Raw genomic sequence first — 24,785 nt, 5'->3', positions numbered from 1 at the left:
GTTCGACCCCGTGTCCTAGACTCGGCGTCGTGACAGCGTTCCAGGCGTCCCTGCTCACCCGCGACGACGAGCCCCACCCCGGCCCGCTGGGCGACACGGTCCACCGCACGCCCCTCGCCCACCGCGCCTGGATCGACCTGCGCCCCGGCTGGTTCACCGGCGCCGACGGCCTCTTCGAGCACCTGCTGGAGACCGTCCCCTGGCGCGCCGAACGCCGCCACATGTACGACCGCGTCGTGGACGTCCCCCGCCTCCTGGCCTTCTACGGCGAGAACGACCCCCTCCCCCACCCCGCCCTGAACGAGGCCCTCCGCACCCTCAACGCCCACTACGCGAACGAGCCCGGCTGGCCCTTCCGCACCGCCGGCCTCTGCCTCTACCGCGACGGCCGCGACAGCGTCGCCTGGCACGGCGACACCCTCGGCCGAGGCGCCACCGAGGACACCATGGTCGCCATCCTCTCCCTGGGCACCCCCCGCATCCTGGCCCTGCGCCCCCGAGACGACCACCGCCGCCCCATCCGCCGCACCCTCGGCCACGGCGACCTCCTCGTCATGGGCGGCACCTGCCAGCGCACCTGGGAGCACGCCGTCCCCAAGACCACCCGCCCCACCGGCCCCCGCATCAGCGTCCAGTTCCGCCCCCGAGGCGTCCGCTGACCCCCTGACGATGCGCGAACCCCTCCCGGGATGCGCTACTCTTTCTTCCGACGGCACGCCCCGAGCGACCGTCCCGGGCGATTAGCTCAGTGGGAGAGCGCTTCGTTCACACCGAAGAGGTCACTGGTTCGAACCCAGTATCGCCCACCCAGGGTTTTGCAATGCAGAAGGCCGGTCCCGATCATCGGGAACCGGCCTTTAACGTTGCCCAGGCCGAGTGACTGACCAGCTGCCTGACTGAGCGTCCCGCGCAGCCTCGGGGAAGATGCGGTCCATCGCCGTGGCACCTTCCTCGATCACCGGCCGGATCTGATGGCGGTAGGCCTTCTCCGGCACCACGGTGCCCTTATGGCCCACCAGGCGAGAGATGCGCTCGAGCGGAAGACCACGATCCGACAGCAGCGACACGAAGCTATGCCGCATCTCACGCGGGGTCCACTCTGCGGCGACCAGACCGGCCCGGGCGATCACGCGACAGAACTTGCGACGAACGTTGCCCGCGCTGAGCTGTCCCCCGGTACGGGTGGCGAAGACCAGACCGTCATCCGGCCGAGCCGCGCGCACCTCGCGAGTGTGGTCCCACAGACCCGCCAGAGCGCTCCCGCAGCGCTGCGGGAGCTTGAGGGTCCGCCTGGACGTGGCGGTCTTGGCGTCCCCACCGGCCCGGTACTGACGGTCACCGTGCACGGGTGGCGCGGGCTGCTCGCGGCGGTGAACCGCGGGGGTCGCGGTCTGTAAGCGTCAGGGGACGCGGGCGACCCCGCCGTAGGCCGCCAGGGTCGTTTTGGTGTCGGGGTCGGGAACGGGCCAGTCCTTGACATGTACCAGCCCGGGGTCGACCAGTTCGAGATCGCCGAAGAACCCGGCTATGACCTCCCGTGGCCGAAAGTACAGGGGGTTGGGCGCGTTGGCGAAAACCTGGTCGATGCGGGCCAGCAGCTCCGGAGGGGTGCCGGAGCTGCTTCCGGAGGAGATCGCCAGGTAACTGCCCGATGGCAGCCGCTCGACGTAGCGGGCGACGATGCCGGCCGGGTCGTGCTCGTCGGGGATGAAATGGAGGACCGCCGCGGCGAGGAGGCCGACGGGCTTGCTCATGTCGATCAGTTGACGCGTCTCCGGGGCTTCGAGGACGTCGGAGACGTTGCGGATGTCCTCCTGGACGTAGGCGGTCCGGCCTTCGGTGGAGCCGAGCAGTGCTCGTGCGTGCGGGAGGACTCTGGGGTCGAAGTCGACGTACACCACGCGGGCGTCTGGGTTGGCGGCCTGGGCGACTTCGTGGACGTTCTCGGCGGTGGGCAGGCCGGAGCCGAGGTCGATGAACTGTTCGATGCCCGCGCTGACGAGGTGGCGGACGACTCGTATGAGGAAGTTGCGGTTGGCGCGGGCATCGGAGCGTATCTCGGGGACGTGGTCCAGGATGGCGTGGGCGGCGCGGCGGTCGCCTGAGTAGTTGTCTGTGCCTCCGAGCAGGTAGTCGTAGACACCGGCTGGGGTGGGCTGGGTGACGTCGATGTCAGGCTTGTCCGATGGCATGCGGTACTCCATACACCTTCTCCTGGGGATGTTGGGGAGGGTTGGCCGGATAAGGCCCCGCCGGAACCGCCGCAAGCCGCGATCGTCGAAAGGATCTGGACGTCGGCCCCGAGAATGAGCGGTGTCGATTCGGTGCGGGAGCTCATCGCGCTGATCAGGGGCAACCCGGGCGAGTGCAGCTTCACCGGCGGCTGGGCGAGGGGGACATCGCATGCGCCGAGGCCGAGCTGGCGGCGACGTTCCCGCCGTCCTACCGGCTCTTTCTTGGCGAGTTGGGCGGCTGCGAGGCCGGTGGGGTGGAGCTGTTGGGCATCTACCGCACGCCGGCACAGGGGCGCCCGGTTGCTCGGCACGGTGGCGGAGACCCTGGACGCCCGCGAGGACAAGCGTTTTCCGCCGCCCCTGCTCGTCTTCGAGTACGACGGTATGGGCGGCATCATCTCGCTGGACAGCTCGGAGCAGAACGGGGACGGCGAGTACCCGGTCGTTGCGTGGGATCCGGGCGCCGAAGCCCGCGGCGGCCCGGAACGGCTGGCCGAGGACTTCGGCACCTACGCGTTGCGCCGCTGCCGGGTCGGCCTCAGATGAGAGGCAGGGGCCGGTCCGGGCGCGGGAGTTCGAGGCGGTGAAGAAGGTCTCGAGTTGTTCCCCGCCCCGCGGCTTGTAGGGGACCGCGCCGCCGTCGTCGTAATTCTGCCGGGCCTTGAGGAATTCCGGGGACAGGACGTCCTGCCAGGCGAGGCCTCAGGCCCACCACGGCGGTCGCCGCACCGGTTCCGCAGCCACGGGAGCCGTACGGAGAGATCGCCAGGGTTGTGCGGCAATGTCACAGGGACTTCGTAGGGTCGATGGTCATGGCTGGACAGGGAGCGGAGCCATGAGCGATCCGATGATGGGCGGCCATGGGACGGAACCGGGTTTCGTCGACCCGGGGGACGTCGGGCGGTGGCGGGCGGCTCGGCGTGCGGTGCTCAACCATGTTCTGGGGGTGATGGCCGAGTCGGCGTGGGCGAATGGGCTGGTGCTGCGGGGGAGCATGGCCATGCTGGCGTGGGTGGGCGAGGCGGCGCGGGAACCTGCGGATCTGGACTGGGTGCTTCCGGCGCCGCCGGTCGTTCCGGTGGACGCCTTGCATCCGTATCCCTATGTGGACAGCCTCGAGGTGGTGCAGCAGTGGCCGGAGGCCGCCGACGGGGCTGCGGCATACGAGATATGGCGGGATGAGGAATTCGATACCGGCGGGCTGCATCCGGTGCTTCCGCCGGAGGGGTTGCACTACGTCTTCGATCCTGTTGGTGATGAGCCCGGGCCTGAGCCGTATCGGGAACTGATCCAGTTGCTCATGCGGCGGCCGGAAGCTGCGCCCGGGGTGTTCGTGGATCCGGCCGCCGCCGACTGGGACGGGCTGGGGGGTTATTACCGGATGTACGACACTCCGGGGGTTCGGCTCATGATTCCCTGGCATGCCGAAGGGCTGCCGCCGGGGCGGGTGCAGTTGGATTTCGCCCGGGACGAATGGCTTCCCGAGGCCCCGGTGCCGGCGGCGGTGCCACGGGGCGACGGTGGTGAGCCGTCGGTGGTGCCGGCCGCCGGGCCGGCACTCTCGCTGGCCTGGAAACTGCTGTGGCTGCACACGGACTGGCGCACCGAGGGAAGGTGCCAGGGCAAGGACCTGTACGACGCGGTCCTGCTGGCCGAGGCGGATCGTACGGCGCTGTCGCGCCCGCTGCTGGACAAGGTCTTCCGGCGCGCTCTGGGACCCGGGTCGGCGGACTTCGACCCGTCTTCGATTCACCGTTGGAAAGTCGACTGGCGAGCCTTCCAGGTGGCCTGCCCCCGGGTGCGGGGAACGGCCGACGAATGGCTCGGCCGGTTGCACACGGCGCTGGCTCCCGTGTTCTCCCGATGAATCTCCGACCGCACGGCCTCAGGTGACTCCACGTTCACCGGGAGCACGAAGCCGATGGCCCTTCACCCGTTCTTCGCGGCGATTCCGCCCAGGGGCTGTACCTGCGGCTGCGGGCCGATGAGCTCGGTCTCGGGGCGCCACTGGGAGGCGGGGACCAGTCCGGGCGGCAGGAGTTCCAGGCCGGTGAAGAAGCTCTCGAGTTGTTCCCTGCCCCGCAGCTTGTAGGGGACCGCGCCGCCGTCGTCGTAGTTCTGCTGGGCCTTGAGGAACTCGGGGGAAAGGACGTCGTATCCGTCGCAGATGGCCAGGTGGCTTCCCGGTGCGAGACCCTCCATGAGGGTGGCCACGATGGAGCGGGCCTCGTCGTCGTCGGTGATGTGCCCCAGCACTCCCATGAAGGTCAGCCCGACCGGCCGGTCGAGGTCCAGGGTGCGGGCCGCGGCCGTCAGGATGGCGTCGGGCCGGCGCATGTCGGCGTCGATGTAGTCGGTGGCGCCTTCCGGCGTGCTGGTGAGCAGGGCGTGCGCGTGCGCGAGCACCAGCGGGTCGTTGTCGACGTAGACGATCCGGGCGTCGGGCGCGACGCGCTGGGCGACCTCGTGGGTGTTGTCGACCGTGGGCAGGCCCGTGCCCACGTCGAGGAACTGGCGGATCCCGGCCTCCTCGGCGAGAAAGCGGACCGACCGCTTCAGAAATCCGCGGGTGAGCCGGGCGATGTCGAGGATTCCGGGGAAGGTCTGCACGTACAGGTCGCCGGCGACCCGGTCGACGGGGAAGTTGTCCTTACCGCCGAGCCAGTAGTTCCAGATCCGGGCGGAGTGCGGAACCGAGGTGTCGATTTCGGTCAGTTCGTTTTCGGCTTTCTGCCACGCGTAGTCGTCGGTCATGCGATCTCCAGGAAGGCCGGGGTCGGAAGCCCATCCTCTGCCCTGTTCCAGGGACGGGCAACCCCTCATGGAGAAACATCCGGCCGTTCACATCTCGTCGATCAGCCGCCTGATGATGTCCTGCGACTCTTTGGGCCGGTAGGCTGCAATTGCCAGGCTGTTGAACTGCTTGATGTACAGCTCGCGCGCCTCCGGGTCGCCCGGGTACAGCGCGCTGTCGGCCTGTTCCAGATAGACGACGTCCGGCAGTCCCTCGTGGCTGAACCGCAGCACGGTGATCGGCCCGCTCACCGATCGGCAGGCCGGGGCGCCGGCCGGAACGATCTGGACCGGCATGCGGACCGAGGCGTCGAGCAGATGCCGCAGTTGCCGCTTCATGGCGGCCCGATCGACCAGGGGGTTCCACAGCGCCATCTCGTTGATGATCGCCCATACGCGGCGGCCCCCGTGCGGCATGAGCCGCTGCCGCAGCATCCGCAGCTCGACCCGCCGCCTGATCTCCGCCTCGGGCGCCAGGCCGTGCCGCAGGCGCACCACCGCCTCGGCGTACTCCTCGGTCTGCAGGAGCCCGGGAACGTACAGCTCCTCGTAGCATCGGATGTCGCCGGCGAGAGGCTCGAGGTTCAGGAACCACCCGAACCAGGCCGGAACGACGTCCGCGTAGGCGCCCCACCAGGTCATGCGCGGTTCGACCAGCGAGGCGGGGAGCGACGCCGGCTCCGTGTCCGTGGTGTGCCTGCCCAGTCGGCGGAGCTTGGCCTCGGCCGCTTCGTAGACCGCCTGCCACTCCTCGAGGGTGCCGAGCCTGGCCGGGTCCACCTTGTTCTCCACCGCGGCGGCGACCAGGAACGCCCAGAGGTTGGCCACCCACTCCCAGGACGGGAGCTTCTGACGGCGCCCGCCGCGCACATGGTCGTGCAAGGTGGACTTCGAGATGGTCTGGAGCGGCGACCCGTGAGCGCCGATCTCCCCGTGAAGCCGCCCGGAAAGCCGCTCGGCCGTTGCGAAGTTCACCTTCGCCTTGCTGATTGCGGACTCGAGGAACTCGCGGAACTCGGCGAGGATCGCGGTGCGCCGTTCGTCCATTGAGCGTCTCGGCCCTCCACGGGGTTGATTGGATAAGGGTAGCTTCTCAGGCCGACGAACGTGAACCGTTCCATCGGGAACGGAGCACAATTCGACCCCGCCGGACAAGGATGTTCCTCCGGGCGATCACAGGTCGCCGAGCCGCATCGACGGGCTGCACCGCGTCCGGCCGGCACCGGCGGAAGCCCATTCGCCCCGACCGGCGGAGGTGCACATACTCGACGGCATTGTTAAGCGAGACTCACCCTCGGTCGAAGATCATTCTTCCGGCATCTTCCGGATGTCCGGAAAATGCCGCCGTGCCGGTATGGAAGGCTCCACGATCTCCCTCGGAAGCGAGCGTCCGACCAGAGAGGGCTCCCGGTGCTGTCCACGCTGCCGGTGTTCGACTCGGACGAGGCGTACTGGCGGGAGATGGCACGGCTGCTGTTCAGCACCTGGGCCGCGCGCACCGGGCGGACGCTGCCGCACGTGCCGGTGTCGCAGCTCAGCCCCCAGCAGCTCGAGGACTTCTGGGCGGACGACCGGCTGGACGACGACCCTCCGTGACCGGCTCGGAAGGCGCCGCGGAGGTGGCCGAGGGGCCTGCCACAGGGTGGACGAGCAGCCTGCGCGAGCCGGGAACCGGGCGGGGAGAGACCGCGTCGATTGGATGTTCGAAGCTCCCCTCCCGGAAAGGCGGCCCATGAGCTACGCGATCATGCCCTACGCCGTACGGATGGACGACCTGCGGTCGATGATCGGTTCCCGTGACCGGCGGCTGCTGGACGGGCTGCTGACGCACTACGCCGACGAGCTGGCCGACATCGACGGGCTGCGGGACAACGTCGGCCTGGGCGGGGACGAGGTCACCTCGGCGCAGACCGCCCTGCGGCAGATGATCATGGGTGAGGAGTACGACCAGCGGATCGGCTTCGTCTACGGGTACTGCTTCAAGCTGCTGTGCCGGGTCCTCAAGGGCACCTCGACGCTCGGCAACGACGGCTGGTGGAGCATGCGGTTCGGCTGGTTCGGGATGGTGCACGAGGAGCTGAAGAACGCGGGCGTCGACTTCGACCCCACGTCCCTGATCTTCAGCGGAACGCCCTTCGGGCTGCCGTCCACCGACTTCCCCTGCATCGGGCACACGACGCCGGACGAGATGCGCGGCCTCCTGGAGTCCCTCGGCCCGCTCGGCCCGGACTCCGTCGGCGACCCGGACGCCTGGACGGCGATCCGGCAGATCCGCGAATGGCTGGAGATCTGCCTCGAAACCGAACGGGACCTGGTCTGCTTCTACCACTGACCGGCCGGAACGCCGGCCGCCCCGCCGGGAGGCGGGGTGGCCCGCTCGTCACCGGTAGCGGTTCTTTTCGTAGGTGTCGATGATGCGGGCCAGGTCGGCGAACTTCTCGGTGTAGGTGACGGGGTGGACGCCGGGAGGCGTGGGCGGGCGGTGGGGGTCGATGTACTGGGTGCCCAGGTTGGAGAAGACGACGATGATGTAGTGGCGGCCGCCCCTGCCGGGAAGGGCCCTGACGATTCCGGCGTCGGCGCCGGAGTTGCCGACCCAGCCGGTCTTGTGGGCGAACGTCACTTCGGCGGCCGCATCACAGGGCCGGACGTCGTGGCCGAACCACAGGCCGTTCACGGTGACGGTGCCGTCCGCGCCGATCCACCGGGACAGGGTGCGCTGCGGGATGCCCTGGGCGGGGTAGGCGGCGCCGCAGCGGTTGGTGTTGGACAGCATGTCGTTGAAGCCCTGCTGGGCGAGCGTGTCCGCGAAGAAGCGGCGCGAGGCGGGGCTCAGGACGTTCCGGGTGACCGGTGTGCCGTCCGGGGCGGTCCACAGGGTGCCGGGACCGCCGCCCACCAGGAGCAGCAGCTTGGCGGTGTCCAGCGAGCTCATGGTGATCTCGTTGGACCAGCGGCCGCCGTTGGACGGGCGGGTGCCCCTGAGCCGCAGGGTCTGCAGGCCGAGGTCGGAGAACGCGCGGTTGAGCGGGTCAATGCCGCCGTGGTCGTGCAGCAGTTTGATCAGGGCGCAGGACGCGGCGTTCGAGGACCAGGTCAGGGACTCGTCGAGGTACCGGCGGACGGGCTTGGCGGTGGCCTCGCCGCACAGCGGGCTCGGCTCGGCCGGACGGTACTCGTAGGTGTCGTCCAGCCCGACGACGCCCTGGTCGACCAGGCGGAGGACGCCGAACGCGACCATCAGCTTCAGCACCGAGGCCGGGTAGGCGAGCATGTGGTCGATCGGGGCGTTCTCGCGGCCGGGGATCACGTCGATGGTGCCCTGGCCCCGGTTGGCGTACCAGCCGGCGTCGTCCCACTGCCGCCAGCGGACGGACTCGGTGGAGTAGTCGCGGTCGACGGGGACGATGACGCCGTCCTTGTAGAGCGGGCTCATCAGCACGGTGCCGGACGAGCGCGGGCGGCCCCGGGAGTCCAGTTCGATGACGGTGGCGTCCACCTGGGGCTGCTGCACGATCGGCCGGGGGTCGGCGACCGTGGCGGGCCGCTGCAGGCCGCGCGCCTCCTTGTCGACCGTGCCCGCGAACGTCCGGGCCGTGGCGGAGCCGGGCGGCGCGGTGTCCAGGACCTCCTGGAACCGGACCTCGTTCATCGCCTCCCGCAACCGCTCGGCCAGCCGGTTCCGGCCGGTCTCCTCGGCCCCGGCCGGTGGGACGAAGGTTCCGAGCAGGCCGCCGACGGCCAGCAGGCCGACCGCGCCATGAAGCCGTTTGCGCACGTGACGCCCCTTCCCCGTAGTTCCCGGACACGTGCCGCACGCCACGGCCCGGCTCGTTCCGGCCACGATCTCGTCCCCTGGCGGGGACCGGCGCAGATCTCCCGTGGCCGTCATGAAGAGAACGAGCGGCCACCGCGGGAAGATCACCTGGTGGCCGCTACCGGACACGACGTTCCCGGTCCGTACCGGTCGCGCTCCCCGGGCGGCGCTGCACGGCGCGGGGACGGGGTAGAACATGCCGACATGAAGGCGATCACGTTGGAGCAGTACGGGGGGCCCGACGAGCTGCGGGTGACCGAGCGTCCGGAGCCGAAGGTCGCGCCCGGGGAGGTGCTGATCCGGGTGCGGGCGGCCGGGGTCAATCCGGTGGACTGGAAGCTGGCGGCCGGGCGGCTGGACGCGATGATGGAGGTCCGGTGGCCGCTGATCCCGGGGTGGGACGTCGCCGGGGTGGTCGAGGCGGTCGGGCTCGACGTTCCCGAGTTCGCCGTGGGCGACGAGGTCATGGGGTACGCCCGCAAGGACATGGTCCAGCTCGGGACGTACGCGGAGTACGTGGCCGCGAGCGTGCGGATGCTGGCCCGCAAGCCCGCCGCGATGAGCTGGGAGGAGGCGGCCGGGCTGCCGCTGGCCGGGCTGACCGCGTTGCAGGCGCTGGACCGGGTCCGGGCCGGTGAGGGCGACACGGTGCTGGTGCACGCGGCGGCGGGCGGTGTGGGCTCGCTGGCGGTGCAGATCGCGGTCGCGCGGGGCGCGCGGGTGATCGGGACGGCCGGTGAGCACAACCACGAGTTCCTGCGGGGGCTGGGCGCGGAGCCGGTGGCCTACGGGGACGGGCTGGTCGAACGGGTCAGGGAGGCGGCGCCCGGCGGGGTCGATGCGGTGCTGGACTTCGTGGGCGGGACCGCCGACGTCTCGCGGGAGGTCGTGTCCCAGGTCGAGCGGGTGGCGTCCATCGTCGATCCGGGGACGGCCGAGTGGGGCGGACATTACGTGTGGGTGCGGCCCGACTCGGCCGGGCTGACCGAGCTGGCGAACCTCGCGGACGCGGGCCGGCTGAAGGTGCACGTCGAACGGGTGCTGCCCCTCGAGGAGGCGGCGGAGGCCTGGCGGCTCAACCAGACCGGCCGTACCCGGGGCAAGATCGTCCTGTCCGTCGGCTGACGCCGTTCCGCGACGCCCCCGGGCAGGGCCCGGGGGCGATCTCGTGCGAGGGCGAGGGAGGATCCGCATCTCCGGGACGCGTCCGCCTGGCTTCTGTGGCGGCCGGTACGGCTGACATCGGTACGGGAATGGGGTGTGCAGATGACACGGCAGCGTGCGTTCAGGCCCGAGGAGCTGGACGGGGAACGGCTGGAACTCTACCGGGCCGTCGCCGCAGGTCCTCGCGCCAAGGGGCCGTTCCGGCTGGTGTCGGAGGAAGGGGTCCTGCTCGGGCCGTTCAACGAGTTCCTGCTGTCGCCGCGGGTGGGGGACGCGTTGCAGCGGCTGGGGGCGGCCGTCCGGTACGAGAGCGGCCTGAGCGACCGGGTGCGGGAGATGGCGATCCTGGTGGTCGCGGCGGCCTGGGACAGCGCGTTCGAGCGGCATGCGCACGAGGCCGTGGGGCGGACGGTCGGGCTGACCGACAGGGAGATGGCGGCGATCGCCGAGGGGGCGCCGCTGAAGCTGGAGGACCCGTACGAGGCCGCCGCGCTCCGGTTGACGCGGGCGATGGTGGCGGGGGACGTGGACGACGGGACCTGGGCGTCGTGCGTGCCGCCGCTGGAGCGGGAGGCGGTGTTCGAGCTGACGACGCTGGTGGGCTACTACGCGACGCTGGCGCTGCAGATGCGGGTGTTCCGGGTCTGAGCTCCGGGCCGCCGGGGAGCGAGTCTCCCCGGCGGCCGCTGTATGTGCTGCCTCGTCATGGCCTCGGTGGGCGGAAGGCCGAGGTGCCCGGGCCCGCGGGGGTGAAGGGCGGGCTGGGGGTGTGGTGGCGTTTCAGTTCCGGTTCGCCGTAGCGGACGCAGGTGCGGTGCCATTCGAGGATGCCGGACATCCAGTCCTTGAGGTCCTCGGCGTGGCGGGACAGCAGGCGGCGGGCGGGGGCGTCCAGGTCGTGCTCCTCGAACAGGCGGGGCAGGTCGTGGGCGATGATGCGTTCGAACTGGTGGACGCGTTCGGTCATCAGGTCGGCGACGATGTCGCGGGCCTTGATGCGGTCGATGTCCAGGAAGTTCTCCACCACCAGGACGAGGTTGTGCACCTCGCCCTCGAACTGGACCTCCTTCTGGTAGGAGAACAGGTCGTTGGTGAAGCAGGCGTAGTCCTGGGCGGCGGTCTCCAGTTCGCGGATGACGCGGGTGCGGTGGACGTGCTCGGGGATCACGTCCGGGTGCTCCAGCCGGGCCAGGCTCATCGTCATGTCGGAGCCGAACGTGCGGCGGCGCATCTCGATGTAGTCGACGGGGTCGGGGATGCGGTTCTGCGCCTGGTTGGCCAGCTCCCACAGCCAGCTCGAGGTCATGTCCGTCACCGCCGTGCGGAAGCGCCGCCGGGCGGACATGGTCATCGGCTCCGCCGTCCGCCGCCACAGGTCGGCCAGGCCCCGCTCCAGCGGGTTGACCGGCGTCGGCACCGGCCCCAGGTCCAGTGGCATGAACGACGGCAGCCGCTCGTTGCACAGCCACGCCCCCGCCAGGTCCCGGCGCGTGCCGAACACCACCGGGAAGTAGTCGTCCCCGTACGTTCCCCAGGTCAGCCAGTCGGCCGACAGGTTCAGCCGTTCGGGGGCCGCCTCGGGGTGGATCATGGCGGCGCAGTGGGCGAGGTCGAAGCCGACGAACCGCTCCTCGTCCCACACCGCCTCGTCGAGCATCCCCATCGTGCGCGCCCAGTCCAGGATGTGGCAGCGGGCCGCGTCCAGATGCGGGCTGGTCCGCACCGGATAGGGCATGTGCAGGTCCGGCAGGGGCAGGTGCCCCACGGGTGCGAACGGCCGGTGCTCGTGCCGCCGGGCGCGGCGGCGCAGGCCCGGGAACGGTGTGGCCGGCGCCGGGCGGGCCGCCGACGTGCCCAGCCCGGTCGGTCCCGGCGGGACGGCCGTGGCGGCGCCCTCGTTCATGTAGCGGCTGGAGCGGGCGTGCCACTCGTGCCCGCCGGACTGCCAGTCCTGCAGGCCCTTGACGTACGCGGCGACCGCGTACAGCTCCTGCGGGGAGGCGGCGTGCTCGGCCAGCAGGGCGGGGACCTCGGCGGTCGCGGTGTGCTCGAACTGCTCCAGGCGGGAGGTCAGCAGGTCGTTGACCAGGTTCGCGGCCTCCTGCGTGGAGCAGCCGAAGAACCGTTCGAACACCAGGACCGCGTTGGAGTTCTCCCCTTCCTGCTGCACCTCCCGCTGGTAGGAGAACAGGTCGTTGCGCAGGTGCACCGCGTCGGAGAACGCGTCGCACAGCACCCGCAGGGGCCGGGTGCCGGCGAACCGGTCGGGGACCTCGGCGCCCACGGCGTACTCGACCAGGTTGGCCGACCAGGGCGCTCCCCCGACGCGGCGGCGCATCTGCACGTACTCGATCGGGTTGGCGATCCGGCCGCGGTCGATGTTGTCCAGCTCCCACATCGACTCGGCCATCAGGTCGTGGGTGCTGGTGACGAACCGCCGCCGCCACTGCGGCGACATCGACGGGACGGTGCGTTCCCACAGGTCGGCCAGGCCCGCCTCGGCGGCGTTGGCCGGCTCGGGCCGGGCCCGGTCGTCGTCGGCCATGAACAGCTCGAGCCGGTCCAGGTGGGCCTTGGCGCCGGCCAGGTCGCGGGAGTACTTGAACCGTTCGAGGAAGTCGTCGTCGAAGAAGAACACCCACACGTACCAGTCGGTGATCAGCTCCAGGGTGGGGCCGTCGCAGTCGGGATGGGTGTAGGCGCACATCAGCGCGTAGTCCATCTCGGCCAGCGCCGCCTCGTCCCAGACGACGCCGCCGCCCGGCCGGGGGGCGTCCAGCATCCCCATCCGCCTGGCCCACGCGGTGCTGTGCTCGCGGGCGCGTTCCACGTGCGGGTTGAGCCTGGCCGGATGGGACAGGTAGAACTCGGGCAGGGCGAAGGGTGGCCGCATCGGTCGTTCCTCCGGGCGGTCTCGGTCAGCGGTCTCGTCGGGCGGCCAGGCGGGCCAGCGCCGCCAGCTCCCCGGCGGCGGGGTCGTGGAGTCCGGCCGAGCCCAGCAGCCGCAGCCCGTCCGCGAGCAGGGTCTCGGCGTGGTCGGTGCACCAGGCGGGGGCGCCCGACCGTTCCAGCAGCTCCACGGCGTGCCGCACCTCCGGCTCGGTCAGCGGGGCGGGCCGCCGGTACAGGTCGACCAGCTCCCGCCCCGCCGTCGTCTCCGAGCGCAGCGCCACCACCACCGGCAGGGACTTCTTGCGGTTGCGCAGGTCGGCGTGCACGGGCTTGCCGGTGACCGCCGGGTCGCCCCAGATCCCCAGCAGGTCGTCGGCGATCTGGAAGGCCAGCCCCAGCCGGGCCCCGAATCCGCGCAGCGCCTCGGCCCGGTCGCGGTCCGCCCCGGCGAACGCCGCGCCGAGGGCGCACGAGCAGGCCAGCAGGGCGGCGGTCTTGCCCTCGGCCATGCCGAGGCACTCGCGGACGGTGACGTCGTGGCGTTCCTCCATCACCAGGTCGGCCAGCTGCCCGGCCACCAGTTGCTGCACGGTCCCGGCCAGCATCCGCTGGGTGCCGGTCAGGTCGGGGTTGCCGGGCACCGCCAGCACGTCGCCGGCCAGGGCCAGCAGCGCGTCGCCGGCCAGGATGGCGGGGCTGACGCCGAACACCCGCCAGGCGGTGGGCCGGTGCCGGCGGGTGTCGTCGCCGTCCATCACGTCGTCGTGCAGCAGGGAGAAGTTGTGCACCAGCTCCACGGCGACCGCGGCGGGCAGCGCGGCCTCGGCGGCGCCGCCCGCGGCCTGCGCCGACAGCAGCGCCAGCGCGGGCCGCAGCGCCTTGCCGGGGTCGGCGCCGGCGGGCCGGCCGTGCTCGTCCCACCAGCCGAAGTGCCATCCGGCGATCCGCCGGACCGGGGCCGGGAGGGTGTCCACCGCGGCCCGCAGGCCGGGGTCGACCAGCTCGCGGGCCCAGGACAGCAGCTCCTCGGCGGAGCGGCCGTCGGCGCCTTGCGTCATCGCCATCCCAGATTCCTCTCCGGACGCGGATCAGGCGTGCTCAGGACGCGAAGACCACCACGTCCTCCAGGACGCCCAGCGCGTCGGGCACCAGCACCGCCGCCGAGAAGTACGCGCTGACCAGGTACTTGATGACGGCCTGGTCGTCGATGCCCATGAACCGCACCGACAGGCCCGGCTCGATCTCGTCGGGGATCCCGACCTGGTGCAGGCCGACGACGCCCTGGTCGTCCTCGCCGACCCGCATGGCGATGATCGAGCTGGTGCCCTCCGGGGTGATCGGGATCTTGTTGCAGGGCAGGATCGGCACGCCGCGCCAGGCCGGCATCGGCTTGCCGCCCACCTCCACCGAGTCCGGGTACAGGCCGCGGGCGTTGCACTCGCGGCCGAACGCGGCGATGGCGCGCGGGTGCGCGAAGATCAGGTGGGTGCTGCGCCGCCGGGACAGCAGCTCGTCCAGGTCGTCGGGGGTGGGCGGGCCGCTGCGGGTGTAGATCCGCTGCCGCAGGTCGGCGTTGTGCAGCAGGCCGAACTCCGGGTTGTTGATCATCTCGTGCTCCTGCCGCTCGCGCAGCGCGTGCACGGTGAGGCGGAGCTGCTGCTCGACCTGGTTCATCGGCTCGTTGTAGAGGTCGGCGACGCGGGTGTGGACCCGCAGCACGGTCTGCGCGACGCTCAGCTCGTACTCGCGCGGGGTCAGCTCGTAGTCGACGAAGGTGCCCTCGATGACGGGCTCGCCGGTGTGCCCGGAGGCCAGCGCGATCTCGGCCTCGCCGTACTTGTTGGTGGGGACCTCGGCGGCGGGCCGCACCCCGGCGAGGTGCTCGCGCAGCGTCTCGGAGTCGTCCACCAGCGCGCGGAACTCCGCGACGGGCAGCGACAGCACCGTGCAGCGGGTCTCGGTCCGGGCGGTGAAGTCCCAGGCGCCGGGCTCGTCCAGGAGCGCGTCGGCGCCGAGGTGGTCGCCGTCGGCCAGCCGGCCCAGCACGATCTCCTCGTCGTACTTGCCGCGGCCGACCTTGCTGACCCGGCCGTGCGCGATCAGCAGCAGCCGGTCCACCGGGGCGCCGGCCTCGACGATCACCTCGCCGGGCCCGTGCTCGTGCTGCTCGAACCGGTCGGCCAGCGCCTCCAGCACGGCGGCGTCGCCGTACCCCTTGAGGGCGTGGATCTCGCCCAGCTCGGCGGGGATGACCCGGACCTGGGAGCCCACGTTGGTGAACGTGACCCGCCCGTCCCCGAGGGTGTACGTCAGCCGCCGGTTGACCCGGTAGGTCCCGGCGGAGACCTGCACCCACGGCAGCAGCCGCAGCAGCCACCGGGAGGTGATGCTCTGCATCTGCGGGACGGACTTGGTGGTCGACGCGAGGTTGCGCGCCGCCGCGGTGCTGAGGCTGCTGTTCCTGCCGCCCTCGACCCTGATGTCGGGAGACTCCGTCACGATCTTCACCCGCCTGTCGACTCGCCTGTCGGAACCGTCGGCGCGAGCGTAGGAAGCCGGGGCGAGCCGGGACGACGGGGCGTTCCGCGGCACGGAACGGCTTGTCGCGCTATGTCATTCGATCGCTGCGGTGAGTTTCCGCCGGGCGGCCGGTGCAAGCGTGGTCGTTTGAATACCTTCTGTAGCAGGAGGGGCCAATCGGACCGACCATCGACCGAGGGAGAGACCTTGACTGCTGCCCTGCGAACGGCCCGGCGCGCCGACGCGGCGGGCCCGATCGGACGGGCGATGACAGTGCTGGGCTGTCTCGGCGCCCGGCCGTCGCCGCTCAGCCTGGCGGAGATCGCCCGGCGGACCGGGCTGCCCAAGACCACCGTGCACCGGCTGCTGGCGGCGTTGCAGGCGCAGGGCGCGGTGCGCCGCACCCCGGCCGGTTACGTGCTCGGCGAGGCCGTCAGGCGGTGGTCGGACGGCGCGGAGACGGCCCACCGGGACGCGCTGCGCCACCTGCTCACCCCGCATGTCACCGAGCTGTACGAGGCGACCCGGCTGCCGGCGAGCCTGGCCGTCCTGGACGGGGACAGCGTGGTGCACCTGGTGTCGCTGTACCCGCGGAGCATGGCGGACCAGGCCCCGCACCGGGCCGCGCGGGTTCCGGCCGCGCGGACGGCGCTGGGCCGTCTGCTGCTGGCCTACCGGCCGGGTCCGGGCGAGCCGGAGCCGGAGCTGCTGCGGATCCGCCGGGACGGGATCGCGTTCCTCGGCGGGGGCCCGTCCGGCGGTCCCGCCGAGGTCGCGGTGCCGGTGGCGGCCCGGCCGGATCGGGGGATGGTGGCGCTGGGGCTGGCCGGGAGGCCCGGGAGGCTGATCGATCCCGGCGCGGAGGGGCTGTTGCGGCGTACCGCGCTGGAGGCCCGGCTGACGCTGCGGCGGCACCGCGCCGCGCTGCCCTGACCCGCCCTTTCGGGGCCTGGAGGCAGGTCGGGCGACCGCGGATCGCCTGACCGCCTTCCGGTCCGAGAGGCCCCTCGGACGAAGCAGGTGTCAGCGGGCGCTGTCCGGCAGGTAGCCGGCGAAGCGTTCGTCGACCTCCTCGGGGGTGAGGCCGAAGTCCTCCAGGGCGTAGCGGTGGGCGGGGCGCCCCTCGCCCTGGCGGCTCTCCTCGTGGAGCCGGGTCATCGCGGTGCGGGCGGCGTCGGTGAACGGCAGGCCGAAGTGGGCGTAGACGGCCTCGACGGTCCCGACGGGGTCGCGGACGAAGTCGTCGTAGTGCACGTCGAAGAAGCGGGCCGGGTCGTGCCTGGCGTGTTCGGCCCGGAACGCCGCAAGGCCCCGGCTCCACAGGGCGAGCTGGTCGCGGCCGATGACCTCGCCGGTGAACGTCTCCGACCAGCCCGCGGTGGCGTGGGCGGCGAGGCTGCACATGGACGCCATCGCGCTGCGCGGGGACCGGTGGGTCTGGATGATCAGCGCGTCGGGGTAGACGGCCAGGAGGGCGTCGAGGGCGAACAGGTGGCTGGGGTTCTTGAGCACCCAGCGGCGGCCGGGGTCGTTCAGGCCGATCAGCTGGAGGTTGCGGCGGTGCCGCCGGTACGCGGGGACCCAGTCCTGGCCGGCCAGCCAGGCGGAGTAGGCCGGCACGTGGGCCAGGCACTCGAAGGAGATCGAGCGCATCGACTGGCGCAGCAGTTGCCAGCATTCCTCGACCATGTCGGCGGACATGTAGTGCACGCCCATGAACTCGGGGTGCGCGACGTGGTGTCTTTCGTAGCCGGCCTGGACGGCCTGGAACACCGGGTCGTCCGCCCAGGTGTCGCGGGGCGGGCGCGGCTGCGGCACCTCGGCCAGCCACACCTCCAGGCCCTGGTGGGCGGGGTCGGCGACCAGCAGCCGATGCAGGGCGGTGGTGCCGGTGCGGGGCAGGCCGGTGACGAAGATCGGGCGTTCGACGGGAACGGCGGCGTGCTCGGGATGCCGCTTCCAGGCCGCCTCGGACATCAGCCGGGCGGCCAGCGCGCCCCGCAGCATGGCGCGGGCGGCCTTGGCGCCCGCGGGGGTGAGCCCGGCCTCCCGGGCGTAGGAGTCCAGCAGCACCGCCAGCCCGTCGAGATGTTCGTCGCCGCCGAAGTCGGTCAGGCCGGTGATCTTGCTGGCGGAGGCGTGCAGGTCCTCGACGGTGCCGACGCCGGTGCGCCCTGGGCTCATCGCCTGGCCTCTCTTCCGGGGGTCTGGGGGCGTCCCCAGGCCGACAGGGTCAGTGGTGGTACTCGCCGCCGTTGACGTCCAGGCACTGCCCGGTGATCGCGCGGGCCATCGGGGACAGCAGGAACACCACGGCGTCGGCGATCTCGTCGGGCTCGGGCAGCCTGCGCAGGTCGAGGGCGGCGGCGGTCTCGTCGTAGATCTGCCGGGCGGGAACGCCGCGTTCGCGGGCCAGGTGGCCGAAGTACCACTTGAGGTTGTCGGCCCAGATGTAGCCGGGGGCGACGGTGTTGACCCGGACGCCGCGCGGGCCGAGTTCGGTGGCCAGGCTCTGCGCCATCGCCAGCAGCGCGGACTTGGCCATCTTGTACGCCCCGAACGTGCGGCGGGAGTGCCGCAGCACCGCCGAGTTGATCATCACGACGGAGCCGCCGTGCTCGACCAGCGCGGGGGTCAGCAGCCGGGTCAGCCGCAGCGCGCCGAGCACGTTCGTCTCGAACCCGGCGCGGACGGCGTCGAGGTCGACGGTGCCCAGGTCGGTCAGCGGGGGGACGGCGAACGCGTTGTTGACCAGGCCGTCCACCCGCCCGCAGGTCTCCACCGCGATGCGGGCCAGTTCCCGGCAGGCGTCGTCGTCGGTGATGTCGGCCGGGACGGTCACCGCACGGCGGCCGAGGCCGGCGACCTCCTCGGCGACCGCGTCGAGCCGTTCGCGGGTGCGGGCGGCCAGCACCACGTCCGCCCCGGCCCGCGCGCACTGCAGGGCCAGGCCGCGGCCCAGGCCGGGGCCGACGCCGGAGATCACGATGACCCGGTCGCGCAGCAGCATCAGCCCAGCATCCTCTGGGCGACGGCGGTCTGGCGGGCGGCGATGCGCTCCCGCCACTGGTCCGGGGTGACGCGCTGCCGGTCGTGGTGGGGCAGCCGCCGCGGCAGTTCGTCGAACGGCATGATCTCGACCGTCGGGCCGTCGCCGGCGTTGAGCTCGCGGGACAGGCGCTGCCAGCGGATCTGCAGGATGCCGCGGCGGTGGCCGGTGCGTTCGATCCAGTTGGCCAGCCCGGGGTCGCGCTCGCTGACCACCAGGCGGATCATCCCGTCGGGGTCGACGCGGGCCTGGTCGCGGGTGAGGCTGGTCTGGTGGTTGATGTAGTCCAGCGAGACGTACCACATGCTGCCGAGCTGGAAGCCCTGGTAGGGGGCGTCCGAGGCGGGCACCGTGATCACCATGACCTGGTCGTCGTCGAGGTCGTAGTGGCCGACCGAGGAGTACTGGGTGGCCAGGCCGCCGGGGGTGCGCCGCGGCTCGGTCATGGTGTTGACCGGCAGCGACAGGTAGTGCCACTCGGGGAACGCCAGGAACGTGCGCAGCCGGGTCAGCAGGATCCGCCCGGCCACGTCGTACCGCTTGGCGATCTTGTCCGGGGCGACGGGCGGCGGGGCGGAGCCGAGGGTGTCGGCGCGGTGGATGCGGATCTCGCCGCGCCGCTCGCTCTGCCAGTCGCTGTAGACCTCGCGGGCGATCAGCATCGCCGAGCCCTCGCCGAGGGCGAAGTGGTTGGGGCCGGCGTCCGGTCTCGGCGGGCCGAACCGCAGTTCGTAGGAGCCGTCCGGGGCGATCTCGATGTCGCGGTCGTCGAACGCCGCCAGGCTGTCGGGCGACCGGGCCGGTGAATAGTCGCCGTTGAGCACCTGGAAACTGAGGTCCGCGGTGGTGCCGCGGCGTCCGGTGACGACGTATTCGGCGTCGTCGCGGATGTAGGCGTGGAAATACAGCGTGTCGGGATTGTCCAGCCCGAGTTTGGCGTACGGCCCGGTCGAGGCGACGAAGAACGGGAAATCCCGTTCGTAGGCCCAGGCCAGGTGCAGCGACGCCTTGATGCTGCCGGCCAGGTAGTCCAGCCCCTCGGCCAGATCCCGCTCGGTCCGCGCGTGCGGCGCGGACCGGATGATCTGCTCTGCCTCGGCGAGCGCCGCGGCGAACGACTGTGTGACCACCGGCCGAGAGTAGAACGTGTTCTAGGCGGTGGTCAACGGGTGTTCCACGGGTCGGCGGTCAGCCGCAGGCTCGGCAGGTCGTCGAACGACACGGTGTACTCGTAGGTCCGCCGGTGCCCGGTGGAGCCGACCCGCCAGCGCCCGTCCGGGCACCGCCGGTAGGTGTCGCGGTAGTAGGCGGCGCCCCGGATGAGCAGCCGGTGCTCCTTGACGATGACGGTGTCCTCCAGGCACCAGCTCCCCCGGGCGTCGTCGCCGTCGACCTCGATCTCCGGGTGGCTCACCAGGTGGGAGGTGATGGTCTGCGGCCCCAGGTGCTCGCGCATGTACGCGACGATCGCGTCCCGTCCGGCCAGCCGCAGCGGCTCGCCGAGCACCGGGGTGTCGTACTCGGCCACGGCGTCCTCGGTGAACGCGTCGGCGAACTCGTCCCACAGCTTGAGGTCCAGGCAGCGCAGGTACCGGTACTTGGCCTGCCGGATCTCCTCGATCGTCACCAGATCCATGCGCCCCAGCGTGCTCCACCACGGAACGCTTGGCAAGAACGCGTTCTACCCAGCGGTCGCGCGGAGGCGGTCCAGCCGGGCCATCCGCCGTTCCCTGCTCGGGCTCACCAGCCGCACCAACCATCTCGTGTCGGGGTTCTCCCGCTCGTACTCCAGCAAGGCGTCCAGCATGGCCCACCCGAAGAAGTACGCCACCATGTGGTCCACGCGATAGCAGAGGGAGCGCAGGAAGAAGATGACCCCGAAATAATATCCGCCGAAATACAACACCAGATAGCAGGGCAGCCAAAGGAGGATCGGCATTTCGATTCCGAGTGCGATGTCGGCCGCGATCAGCGACACCGCGAGGACGATCCCGTAGACGCTGGTGCGCCGCCGGACGGCGGGAACCAGCGCGCAGGCCGCGACCGCACAGGCGAGCAAGGCCTCCTGATCCGGCCGCTCCAGCTCGGCGAACCTCTGCCCGACGACCAGTTCCATCCTCCGGCGCCGCCGCCGGGGCTCAAGGCCCGTCGGATTCCTCGGAGCGACCCGGCCCTCGCACACCTGCGGCTCCGGGATCCCCAGCCGTGCGGAATACTCCCCCATCAGGTCACGGACCTCGTCGATCTCCACGGCCGGAATGATGGCAGAAGCCGGCCTCCGCTCACCGGAACGGACATAACGGTCTGATTCCGGAGACCGGCGAGGCGGCCGGAGCCGGGGCGCGCCGATCGCGGCGGGCCGCCGGGCGAGATGGTTCAAGTTTTGATCACTTTGCCCCCGTGCGGCGCTAGGGTGGCGGCATGGCCGAGGACGAGGCGGACGGCCCCGGGCTGGACTTCTGGTCGTTCATCGAGCTGGCGGGGCGGCGGCTGCGCGAGCACGGGTTCGGCGACGGGCTGGCCACCCAGGTGCTGCTGACCCTCAACCGGGCCTCCGACATCGTCACCTACGACCTGGAGGCCGCCGTGCACCGGCCGCGGGGGCGGTCGTGGTCGGCGTTCCGGCTGCTGTTCGTCACCTGGCTGGCCGGGCCGCTGGAGGCCAAGCGGGCGGCCGAGCTGACCGGGATGAGCCGGGCGGCGGTGTCCGCGCTGAGCAAGCCGCTGGTCGCCGAGGGGCTGCTGGAGCGGGCCCACGACGAGCGGGACCGGCGGGCGGTGCTGCTGTCGCTGACCGAGCGCGGCCGGCGGGAGATGGCCGCCACGTTCGAGGCGCAGCGCCGCCGCGAGCGGGAGTGGACGGGCGTGCTCACCGAGACCGAGCAGCGGATCCTGGTGATGCTGCTGAACAAGCTGATCACCGACCGGCACCAGTTCGACGTGCGCGGACGCCGCTAGCCGGGGTCTTCTTGACCTGCCCCCGCGGGCTGCCGGATAGTTGGTCAACGATTTGACTACTTTCGCGCCGGAGGCCCACAAGGCCCTGGAGGCTCGGAGGCGAGACCATGCCCTACTACCGGCGGGTCGGTGCCGTTCCACCCAAACGGCACACCCGGCATCACGCGCCCGGCGGCGGCCTGTACTACGAGGAACTGATGGGCGAGGAGGGCTTCTCCAGCGACTCCGCCCTGCTGTACCACCGGCACATCCCGTCGGCCATCGTGGACGCCGCGCCCTGGGCGATCCCCGACTGCAAGACCGAGCCCAACCATCCGCTCAAACCCCGGCACCTGCGGACCCACGACCTGTTCCCCGGCGAGGAGTGGCGGGGGCACGACCCGGTGACCGGCCGGCGGATGCTGCTGGGCAACGGCGACGTCCGGATCTTCTACGTCGCCGCCGGGCTGGCCTCTCCGCTGTACCGCAACGCGATCGGCGACGAGTGCGTCTACATCGAGTCCGGCACCGGCGCCGTCGAGACCGTGTTCGGCGTCCTGCGCTTCCGGCAGGGCGACTACGTGCTGCTGCCGCGCGGCACCACCCACCGCTGGGTCCCCGCGGGCGACGGCCCGGTGCGGGCGTACTGCATCGAGGCGTCCTCGCACATCCAGCCCCCGCCGCGCTACCTGTCCAAGGCGGGGCAGTTCCTGGAGCACGCCCCGTACTGCGAACGCGACCTGCACGGCCCCGACGAGCCGCTGCTGGTCGACGGGGAGGACGTGGAGGTGCTGGTCAAGCACCGCGGCCCCGGCGGCGTCACCGGGACCCGGTACGTGTACGCCCGGCACCCGTTCGACGTGGTCGGCTGGGACGGGTGCCTGTACCCGTACACCTTCAACGTCGAGGACTTCGAGCCGATCACCGGCCGGGTGCACCAGCCGCCGCCGGTCCACCAGGTCTTCGCCGGCGGGGGCTTCGTGGTGTGCAACTTCGTGCCCCGCAAGGTCGACTACCACCCGCTGTCGGTCCCGGTGCCCTACTACCACTCGAACGTGGACTCCGACGAGGTCATGTTCTACTGCGGCGGCGACTACGAGGCCCGCAAGGGCTCGGGGATCGGGCAGGGCTCGGTGTCGCTGCATCCGGGCGGGCTCGCGCACGGCCCGCAGCCGGGGGCCTACGAGGCCAGCATCGGCAAGGACTTCTTCGACGAACTGGCGGTCATGGTCGACACGTTCCGGCCGCTGGAGCTGGGCGAGGGCGGCCGGGCCGCCGAGGACCCCGGCTACGCCTGGACCTGGGCGGGACGGGGGCCGCGGTGAACGAGTCCTGGTTCGCGGGGCTGCTGGACGACGCGGCCGTCTTCCCGCCCGGCTCGCTGCCGCTGCCGGAGGCGGTCCGCGCGCACGTCCGGCACCGCGCCGCCCCCTACGCCGGGCTGGTGGGGCCGCTGGTGCTGCCCGCCGCCGCGCTGGCGGAGCCGGCCGGGCTGCCGGCGCTGGACGTGGTGATCACCCTGCCGGAGGGGCCCGGTCATCTGCTGCCGGCGCTGGCCAGGGCGGCGGCGCTGCCGGTGCGGGTGCGGGCGGTGGAGGTGGCGGTGCCGGCCGGGATGACGCCGGGACGGCTGTTCACCGAGCTGGAACGGGCCTGCAAGGCGGCGGGCGACCTGCCGGTGTTCGTGGAGATCCCGCGGGACGCCCGCCGGCACGCGCTGATCGCCGCCTGCCAGGGGCCGCGGTTCCGGGCCAAGTTCCGCACCGGGGGGCTCACCGCGGAGATGCATCCCGGGGAGGCCGAGCTGGCCGAGACGATCTTCGCGGCGGTCCGGGCCGGGGTGCCGTTCAAGGCCACCGCCGGGCTGCACCACGCGGTGCGCAACACCGACCCGGACACCGGGTTCGAGCAGCACGGGTTCCTCAACCTGCTGGCGGCCGTGGACGCCGCCCTGGACGGCGCGGACGAGCGGGCGCTGGCCGCCGTCCTGGCCGAACGCGACGGGGCCGCGCTGGCCGACCGGATCACCGCCGCCGGACCGGAGCGGGCCCGCCGGGCGCGGTCCCGGTTCCTGTCCTTCGGGACGTGCAGCATCGCCGAGCCGGTGTCCGAGCTGGCCGACCTGGGCCTGGTGCCGGCCGCCTACGCCGGGGAAGGAGTCCTGCGGTGACGACGATCGACATTCCCGGCGACTCGCCGTTCGGCCTGGCCAACCTGCCGTACGGGGTGTTCTCCACCCCGGGGACGGCGCCGCGGGTCGGGGTGCGGGTGACGGACTGGGTGGTGGACCTGGCGCAGGCGCTCGGCGACGAGGTGTTCGCCGCGCCGTCGCTGAACCCGTTCATGGCGCAGGGCCCGCGGCGGTGGGCCGAGGTGCGGGAGCGGGTCACCGAGCTGGTGTCGGGCCGGATCCCCGACGGGGCGGTGCACCCGGTCGGCGGGGTGCGGATGCACCTGCCGTTCGAGGTCGGCGACTTCGTGGACTTCTACGCCTCCGAGCACCACGCCGCCAACCTGGGGCGGCTGTTCCGGCCGGGATCCTCCCCGCTGATGCCCAACTGGCGGCACCTGCCGGTCGGCTACCACGGCCGCGCCGGGACGGTGGTGGTGTCCGGCACCGACGTCCGCCGCCCGTGCGGCCAGCTCAAGCCGCCGGACGCCGACGCCCCGGTCTTCGGGCCGTCGCGGCGGCTGGACATCGAGGCCGAGCTGGGCTTCGTGGTCGGCGCCGGGTCGGCGCCGGGCTCCCCGGTCCGCTGCGACGACTTCGCCGCCCACGTGTTCGGGGCGGTGCTGGTCAACGACTGGTCGGCGCGCGACATCCAGTCCTGGGAGTACGTGCCGCTGGGGCCGTTCCTGGGCAAGAGCTTCGCGACCTCGGTGTCGGCGTGGGTGGTGCCGCTGGCGGCGCTGGAGGCCGCCCGGGTCAAGACCCCGCCGCAGGACCCCGAGCCGCTGCCCTACCTGCGGGAGAACGAGCCGTGGGGGCTGGACGTGGAGCTGTCGGTGCGGTGGAACGGCCAGGAGGTCAGCCGCCCGCCGTACCGGGAGATGTACTGGTCGCCGGCGCAGATGCTGGCGCACATGACGGTCAACGGCGCCCACGTGCGCACCGGCGACCTGTACGCCTCCGGCACGATCTCCGGTCCCGAGCGCGACCAGCGCGGCGCGTTCATCGAGCTGACCTGGAACGGCCGGGAGCCGCTGGAGGTGAACGGGACGCCGCGCGGCTTCCTGGAGGACGGCGACGAGGTGGTGATCACCGCCACCGCGCCCGCCCCGGGCGGCGGGCGGATCGGTTTCGGCGAGGTCCGCGGCCGGGTGCTGCCCGCCCTCGCCGGCGAACGCGACTGAACGCGGCCGAACGCGGCCGATCGCC

The 24,785-nt window shown here is 71.9% G+C and carries 25 protein-coding genes and 1 tRNA gene; 13 read left to right on the top strand and 13 right to left on the bottom strand.

Annotated elements, in window-relative coordinates:
* Positions 1-29 precede the first annotated feature (29 nt).
* Together HNR21_RS19680 and HNR21_RS19675 are read left to right on the top strand one after the other, a co-directional pair.
* Positions 30-659: an alpha-ketoglutarate-dependent dioxygenase AlkB family protein gene (locus HNR21_RS19680; RefSeq protein WP_312881115.1), complete on the top strand. Its 630-nt coding sequence runs from the start codon at positions 30-32 to the stop codon at positions 657-659.
* Positions 660-734: 75 nt separating this feature from the next.
* Positions 735-806, top strand: a tRNA-Val gene (locus tag HNR21_RS19675).
* 51 nt (positions 807-857) lie between these two features.
* Here HNR21_RS19675 and HNR21_RS19670 read toward each other — a convergent pair.
* Positions 858-1,223 carry a tyrosine-type recombinase/integrase gene (locus HNR21_RS19670; RefSeq protein WP_376766596.1) on the bottom strand — a complete coding sequence of 122 codons (366 nt, stop codon included), beginning with the start codon at positions 1,221-1,223 and terminating at the stop codon, positions 858-860.
* 177 nt (positions 1,224-1,400) lie between these two features.
* On the bottom strand, positions 1,401-2,192 hold the full coding sequence (locus tag HNR21_RS19665; RefSeq protein ID WP_182706345.1) for an SAM-dependent methyltransferase: 792 nt from the start codon (positions 2,190-2,192) through the stop codon (positions 1,401-1,403).
* A gap of 342 nt (positions 2,193-2,534) precedes the next feature.
* On the opposite strand from HNR21_RS19665, the gene HNR21_RS19660 reads away from it, so the two are divergent.
* Both HNR21_RS19660 and HNR21_RS19655 read left to right on the top strand, forming a co-directional pair.
* Complete coding sequence (locus tag HNR21_RS19660) at positions 2,535-2,780, top strand: SMI1/KNR4 family protein (protein ID WP_182706344.1); 246 nt, start codon at positions 2,535-2,537, stop codon at positions 2,778-2,780.
* A gap of 289 nt (positions 2,781-3,069) precedes the next feature.
* Complete coding sequence (locus HNR21_RS19655) at positions 3,070-4,101, top strand: nucleotidyl transferase AbiEii/AbiGii toxin family protein (protein WP_220500218.1); 1,032 nt, start codon at positions 3,070-3,072, stop codon at positions 4,099-4,101.
* 62 nt (positions 4,102-4,163) lie between these two features.
* Here HNR21_RS19655 and HNR21_RS19650 read toward each other — a convergent pair whose 3' ends face one another.
* Both HNR21_RS19650 and HNR21_RS19645 read right to left on the bottom strand, forming a co-directional pair.
* A complete protein-coding gene (locus tag HNR21_RS19650; protein WP_182706343.1) occupies positions 4,164-4,988 on the bottom strand; it encodes an SAM-dependent methyltransferase in 825 nt (274 codons plus the stop codon).
* A gap of 87 nt (positions 4,989-5,075) precedes the next feature.
* Positions 5,076-6,074 carry a DUF5753 domain-containing protein gene (locus HNR21_RS19645; protein WP_182706342.1) on the bottom strand — a complete coding sequence of 333 codons (999 nt, stop codon included), beginning with the start codon at positions 6,072-6,074 and terminating at the stop codon, positions 5,076-5,078.
* Positions 6,075-6,437: 363 nt separating this feature from the next.
* Between HNR21_RS19645 and HNR21_RS19640 the strand changes: the two genes are divergently transcribed.
* Together HNR21_RS19640 and HNR21_RS19635 are read left to right on the top strand one after the other, a co-directional pair.
* Entirely contained in the window at positions 6,438-6,623 is a 186-nt protein-coding gene (locus HNR21_RS19640) for a hypothetical protein (protein ID WP_182706341.1), read from the top strand.
* Positions 6,624-6,759: 136 nt separating this feature from the next.
* Positions 6,760-7,359, top strand: a complete 600-nt coding sequence (locus HNR21_RS19635; RefSeq protein ID WP_182706340.1) for a DUF7691 family protein — start codon at positions 6,760-6,762, stop codon at positions 7,357-7,359.
* Positions 7,360-7,407: 48 nt separating this feature from the next.
* Here HNR21_RS19635 and HNR21_RS36410 read toward each other — a convergent pair whose 3' ends face one another.
* The gene (locus HNR21_RS36410) at positions 7,408-8,805 is read right to left on the bottom strand and encodes a serine hydrolase (RefSeq protein WP_220500217.1); all 1,398 of its coding nucleotides are present in this window, start codon (positions 8,803-8,805) and stop codon (positions 7,408-7,410) included.
* A 243-nt stretch (positions 8,806-9,048) separates the two neighbouring features.
* On the opposite strand from HNR21_RS36410, the gene HNR21_RS19625 reads away from it, so the two are divergent.
* Both HNR21_RS19625 and HNR21_RS19620 read left to right on the top strand, forming a co-directional pair.
* Positions 9,049-9,969: an NADP-dependent oxidoreductase gene (locus tag HNR21_RS19625; RefSeq protein ID WP_182706339.1), complete on the top strand. Its 921-nt coding sequence runs from the start codon at positions 9,049-9,051 to the stop codon at positions 9,967-9,969.
* A 141-nt stretch (positions 9,970-10,110) separates the two neighbouring features.
* Positions 10,111-10,656, top strand: coding sequence for a carboxymuconolactone decarboxylase family protein (locus HNR21_RS19620; RefSeq protein WP_182706338.1), 546 nt, complete (start codon positions 10,111-10,113; stop codon positions 10,654-10,656).
* Positions 10,657-10,711: 55 nt separating this feature from the next.
* On the opposite strand, the gene HNR21_RS19615 is transcribed toward HNR21_RS19620, so the two are convergent.
* The 3 genes from HNR21_RS19615 to HNR21_RS19605 are packed head-to-tail and all read right to left on the bottom strand — an operon-like array spanning position 10,712 to position 15,399.
* Complete coding sequence (locus HNR21_RS19615) at positions 10,712-12,901, bottom strand: terpene synthase family protein (protein ID WP_182706337.1); 2,190 nt, start codon at positions 12,899-12,901, stop codon at positions 10,712-10,714.
* Positions 12,902-12,926: 25 nt separating this feature from the next.
* Positions 12,927-13,964: a family 2 encapsulin nanocompartment cargo protein polyprenyl transferase gene (locus tag HNR21_RS19610; RefSeq protein WP_182706336.1), complete on the bottom strand. Its 1,038-nt coding sequence runs from the start codon at positions 13,962-13,964 to the stop codon at positions 12,927-12,929.
* A 34-nt stretch (positions 13,965-13,998) separates the two neighbouring features.
* Positions 13,999-15,399 (bottom strand): family 2B encapsulin nanocompartment shell protein, encoded by a 1,401-nt coding sequence (locus tag HNR21_RS19605; protein ID WP_312881111.1) that lies wholly within the window; start codon positions 15,397-15,399, stop codon positions 13,999-14,001.
* A 228-nt stretch (positions 15,400-15,627) separates the two neighbouring features.
* Here HNR21_RS19605 and HNR21_RS19600 point away from each other — a divergent pair, with 228 nt between their 5' ends.
* The gene (locus HNR21_RS19600) at positions 15,628-16,353 is read left to right on the top strand and encodes an IclR family transcriptional regulator (protein ID WP_182706335.1); all 726 of its coding nucleotides are present in this window, start codon (positions 15,628-15,630) and stop codon (positions 16,351-16,353) included.
* 90 nt (positions 16,354-16,443) lie between these two features.
* On the opposite strand, the gene HNR21_RS19595 is transcribed toward HNR21_RS19600, so the two are convergent.
* Genes HNR21_RS19595 through HNR21_RS19575 form a run of 5 tightly spaced genes read right to left on the bottom strand, consistent with a single transcriptional unit; the run spans position 16,444 to position 20,720 of the window.
* On the bottom strand, positions 16,444-17,604 hold the full coding sequence (locus HNR21_RS19595; RefSeq protein WP_182706334.1) for a sulfotransferase family protein: 1,161 nt from the start codon (positions 17,602-17,604) through the stop codon (positions 16,444-16,446).
* Between the two features lie 49 nt (positions 17,605-17,653).
* Positions 17,654-18,430 (bottom strand): SDR family oxidoreductase, encoded by a 777-nt coding sequence (locus HNR21_RS19590; protein ID WP_182706333.1) that lies wholly within the window; start codon positions 18,428-18,430, stop codon positions 17,654-17,656.
* Positions 18,430-19,599 carry a hypothetical protein gene (locus tag HNR21_RS19585; protein ID WP_182706332.1) on the bottom strand — a complete coding sequence of 390 codons (1,170 nt, stop codon included), beginning with the start codon at positions 19,597-19,599 and terminating at the stop codon, positions 18,430-18,432. The genes HNR21_RS19590 and HNR21_RS19585 overlap by 1 nt, the downstream gene beginning before the upstream one ends.
* Positions 19,600-19,631: 32 nt before the next feature.
* A complete protein-coding gene (locus tag HNR21_RS19580; RefSeq protein WP_182706331.1) occupies positions 19,632-20,105 on the bottom strand; it encodes a nuclear transport factor 2 family protein in 474 nt (157 codons plus the stop codon).
* 45 nt (positions 20,106-20,150) lie between these two features.
* The gene (locus HNR21_RS19575) at positions 20,151-20,720 is read right to left on the bottom strand and encodes a hypothetical protein (protein ID WP_182706330.1); all 570 of its coding nucleotides are present in this window, start codon (positions 20,718-20,720) and stop codon (positions 20,151-20,153) included.
* Positions 20,721-20,890: 170 nt separating this feature from the next.
* Between HNR21_RS19575 and HNR21_RS19570 the strand changes: the two genes are divergently transcribed.
* The 4 genes from HNR21_RS19570 to fahA all read left to right on the top strand — a co-directional run bounded on the left by HNR21_RS19570 (position 20,891) and on the right by fahA (position 24,760).
* Positions 20,891-21,427 (top strand): MarR family winged helix-turn-helix transcriptional regulator, encoded by a 537-nt coding sequence (locus HNR21_RS19570; RefSeq protein WP_182706329.1) that lies wholly within the window; start codon positions 20,891-20,893, stop codon positions 21,425-21,427.
* Between the two features lie 107 nt (positions 21,428-21,534).
* A complete protein-coding gene (locus HNR21_RS19565; RefSeq protein ID WP_119730855.1) occupies positions 21,535-22,731 on the top strand; it encodes a homogentisate 1,2-dioxygenase in 1,197 nt (398 codons plus the stop codon).
* Entirely contained in the window at positions 22,728-23,576 is an 849-nt protein-coding gene (locus HNR21_RS19560; protein WP_233358753.1) for a hypothetical protein, read from the top strand. Before HNR21_RS19565 ends, HNR21_RS19560 begins: the two co-directional genes overlap by 4 nt.
* Positions 23,573-24,760, top strand: a complete 1,188-nt coding sequence (gene fahA, locus HNR21_RS19555) for a fumarylacetoacetase (protein ID WP_182706328.1) — start codon at positions 23,573-23,575, stop codon at positions 24,758-24,760. Before HNR21_RS19560 ends, fahA begins: the two co-directional genes overlap by 4 nt.
* Positions 24,761-24,785 lie beyond the last annotated feature (25 nt).

The sequence above is a fragment of the Thermomonospora cellulosilytica genome (assembly GCF_014138835.1).
Taxonomy (GTDB): domain Bacteria; phylum Actinomycetota; class Actinomycetes; order Streptosporangiales; family Streptosporangiaceae; genus Thermomonospora; species Thermomonospora amylolytica.
The sequence above is the reverse complement of the archived record's forward strand: the minus strand, read 5'-3'. Positions and strand labels throughout refer to the sequence as shown.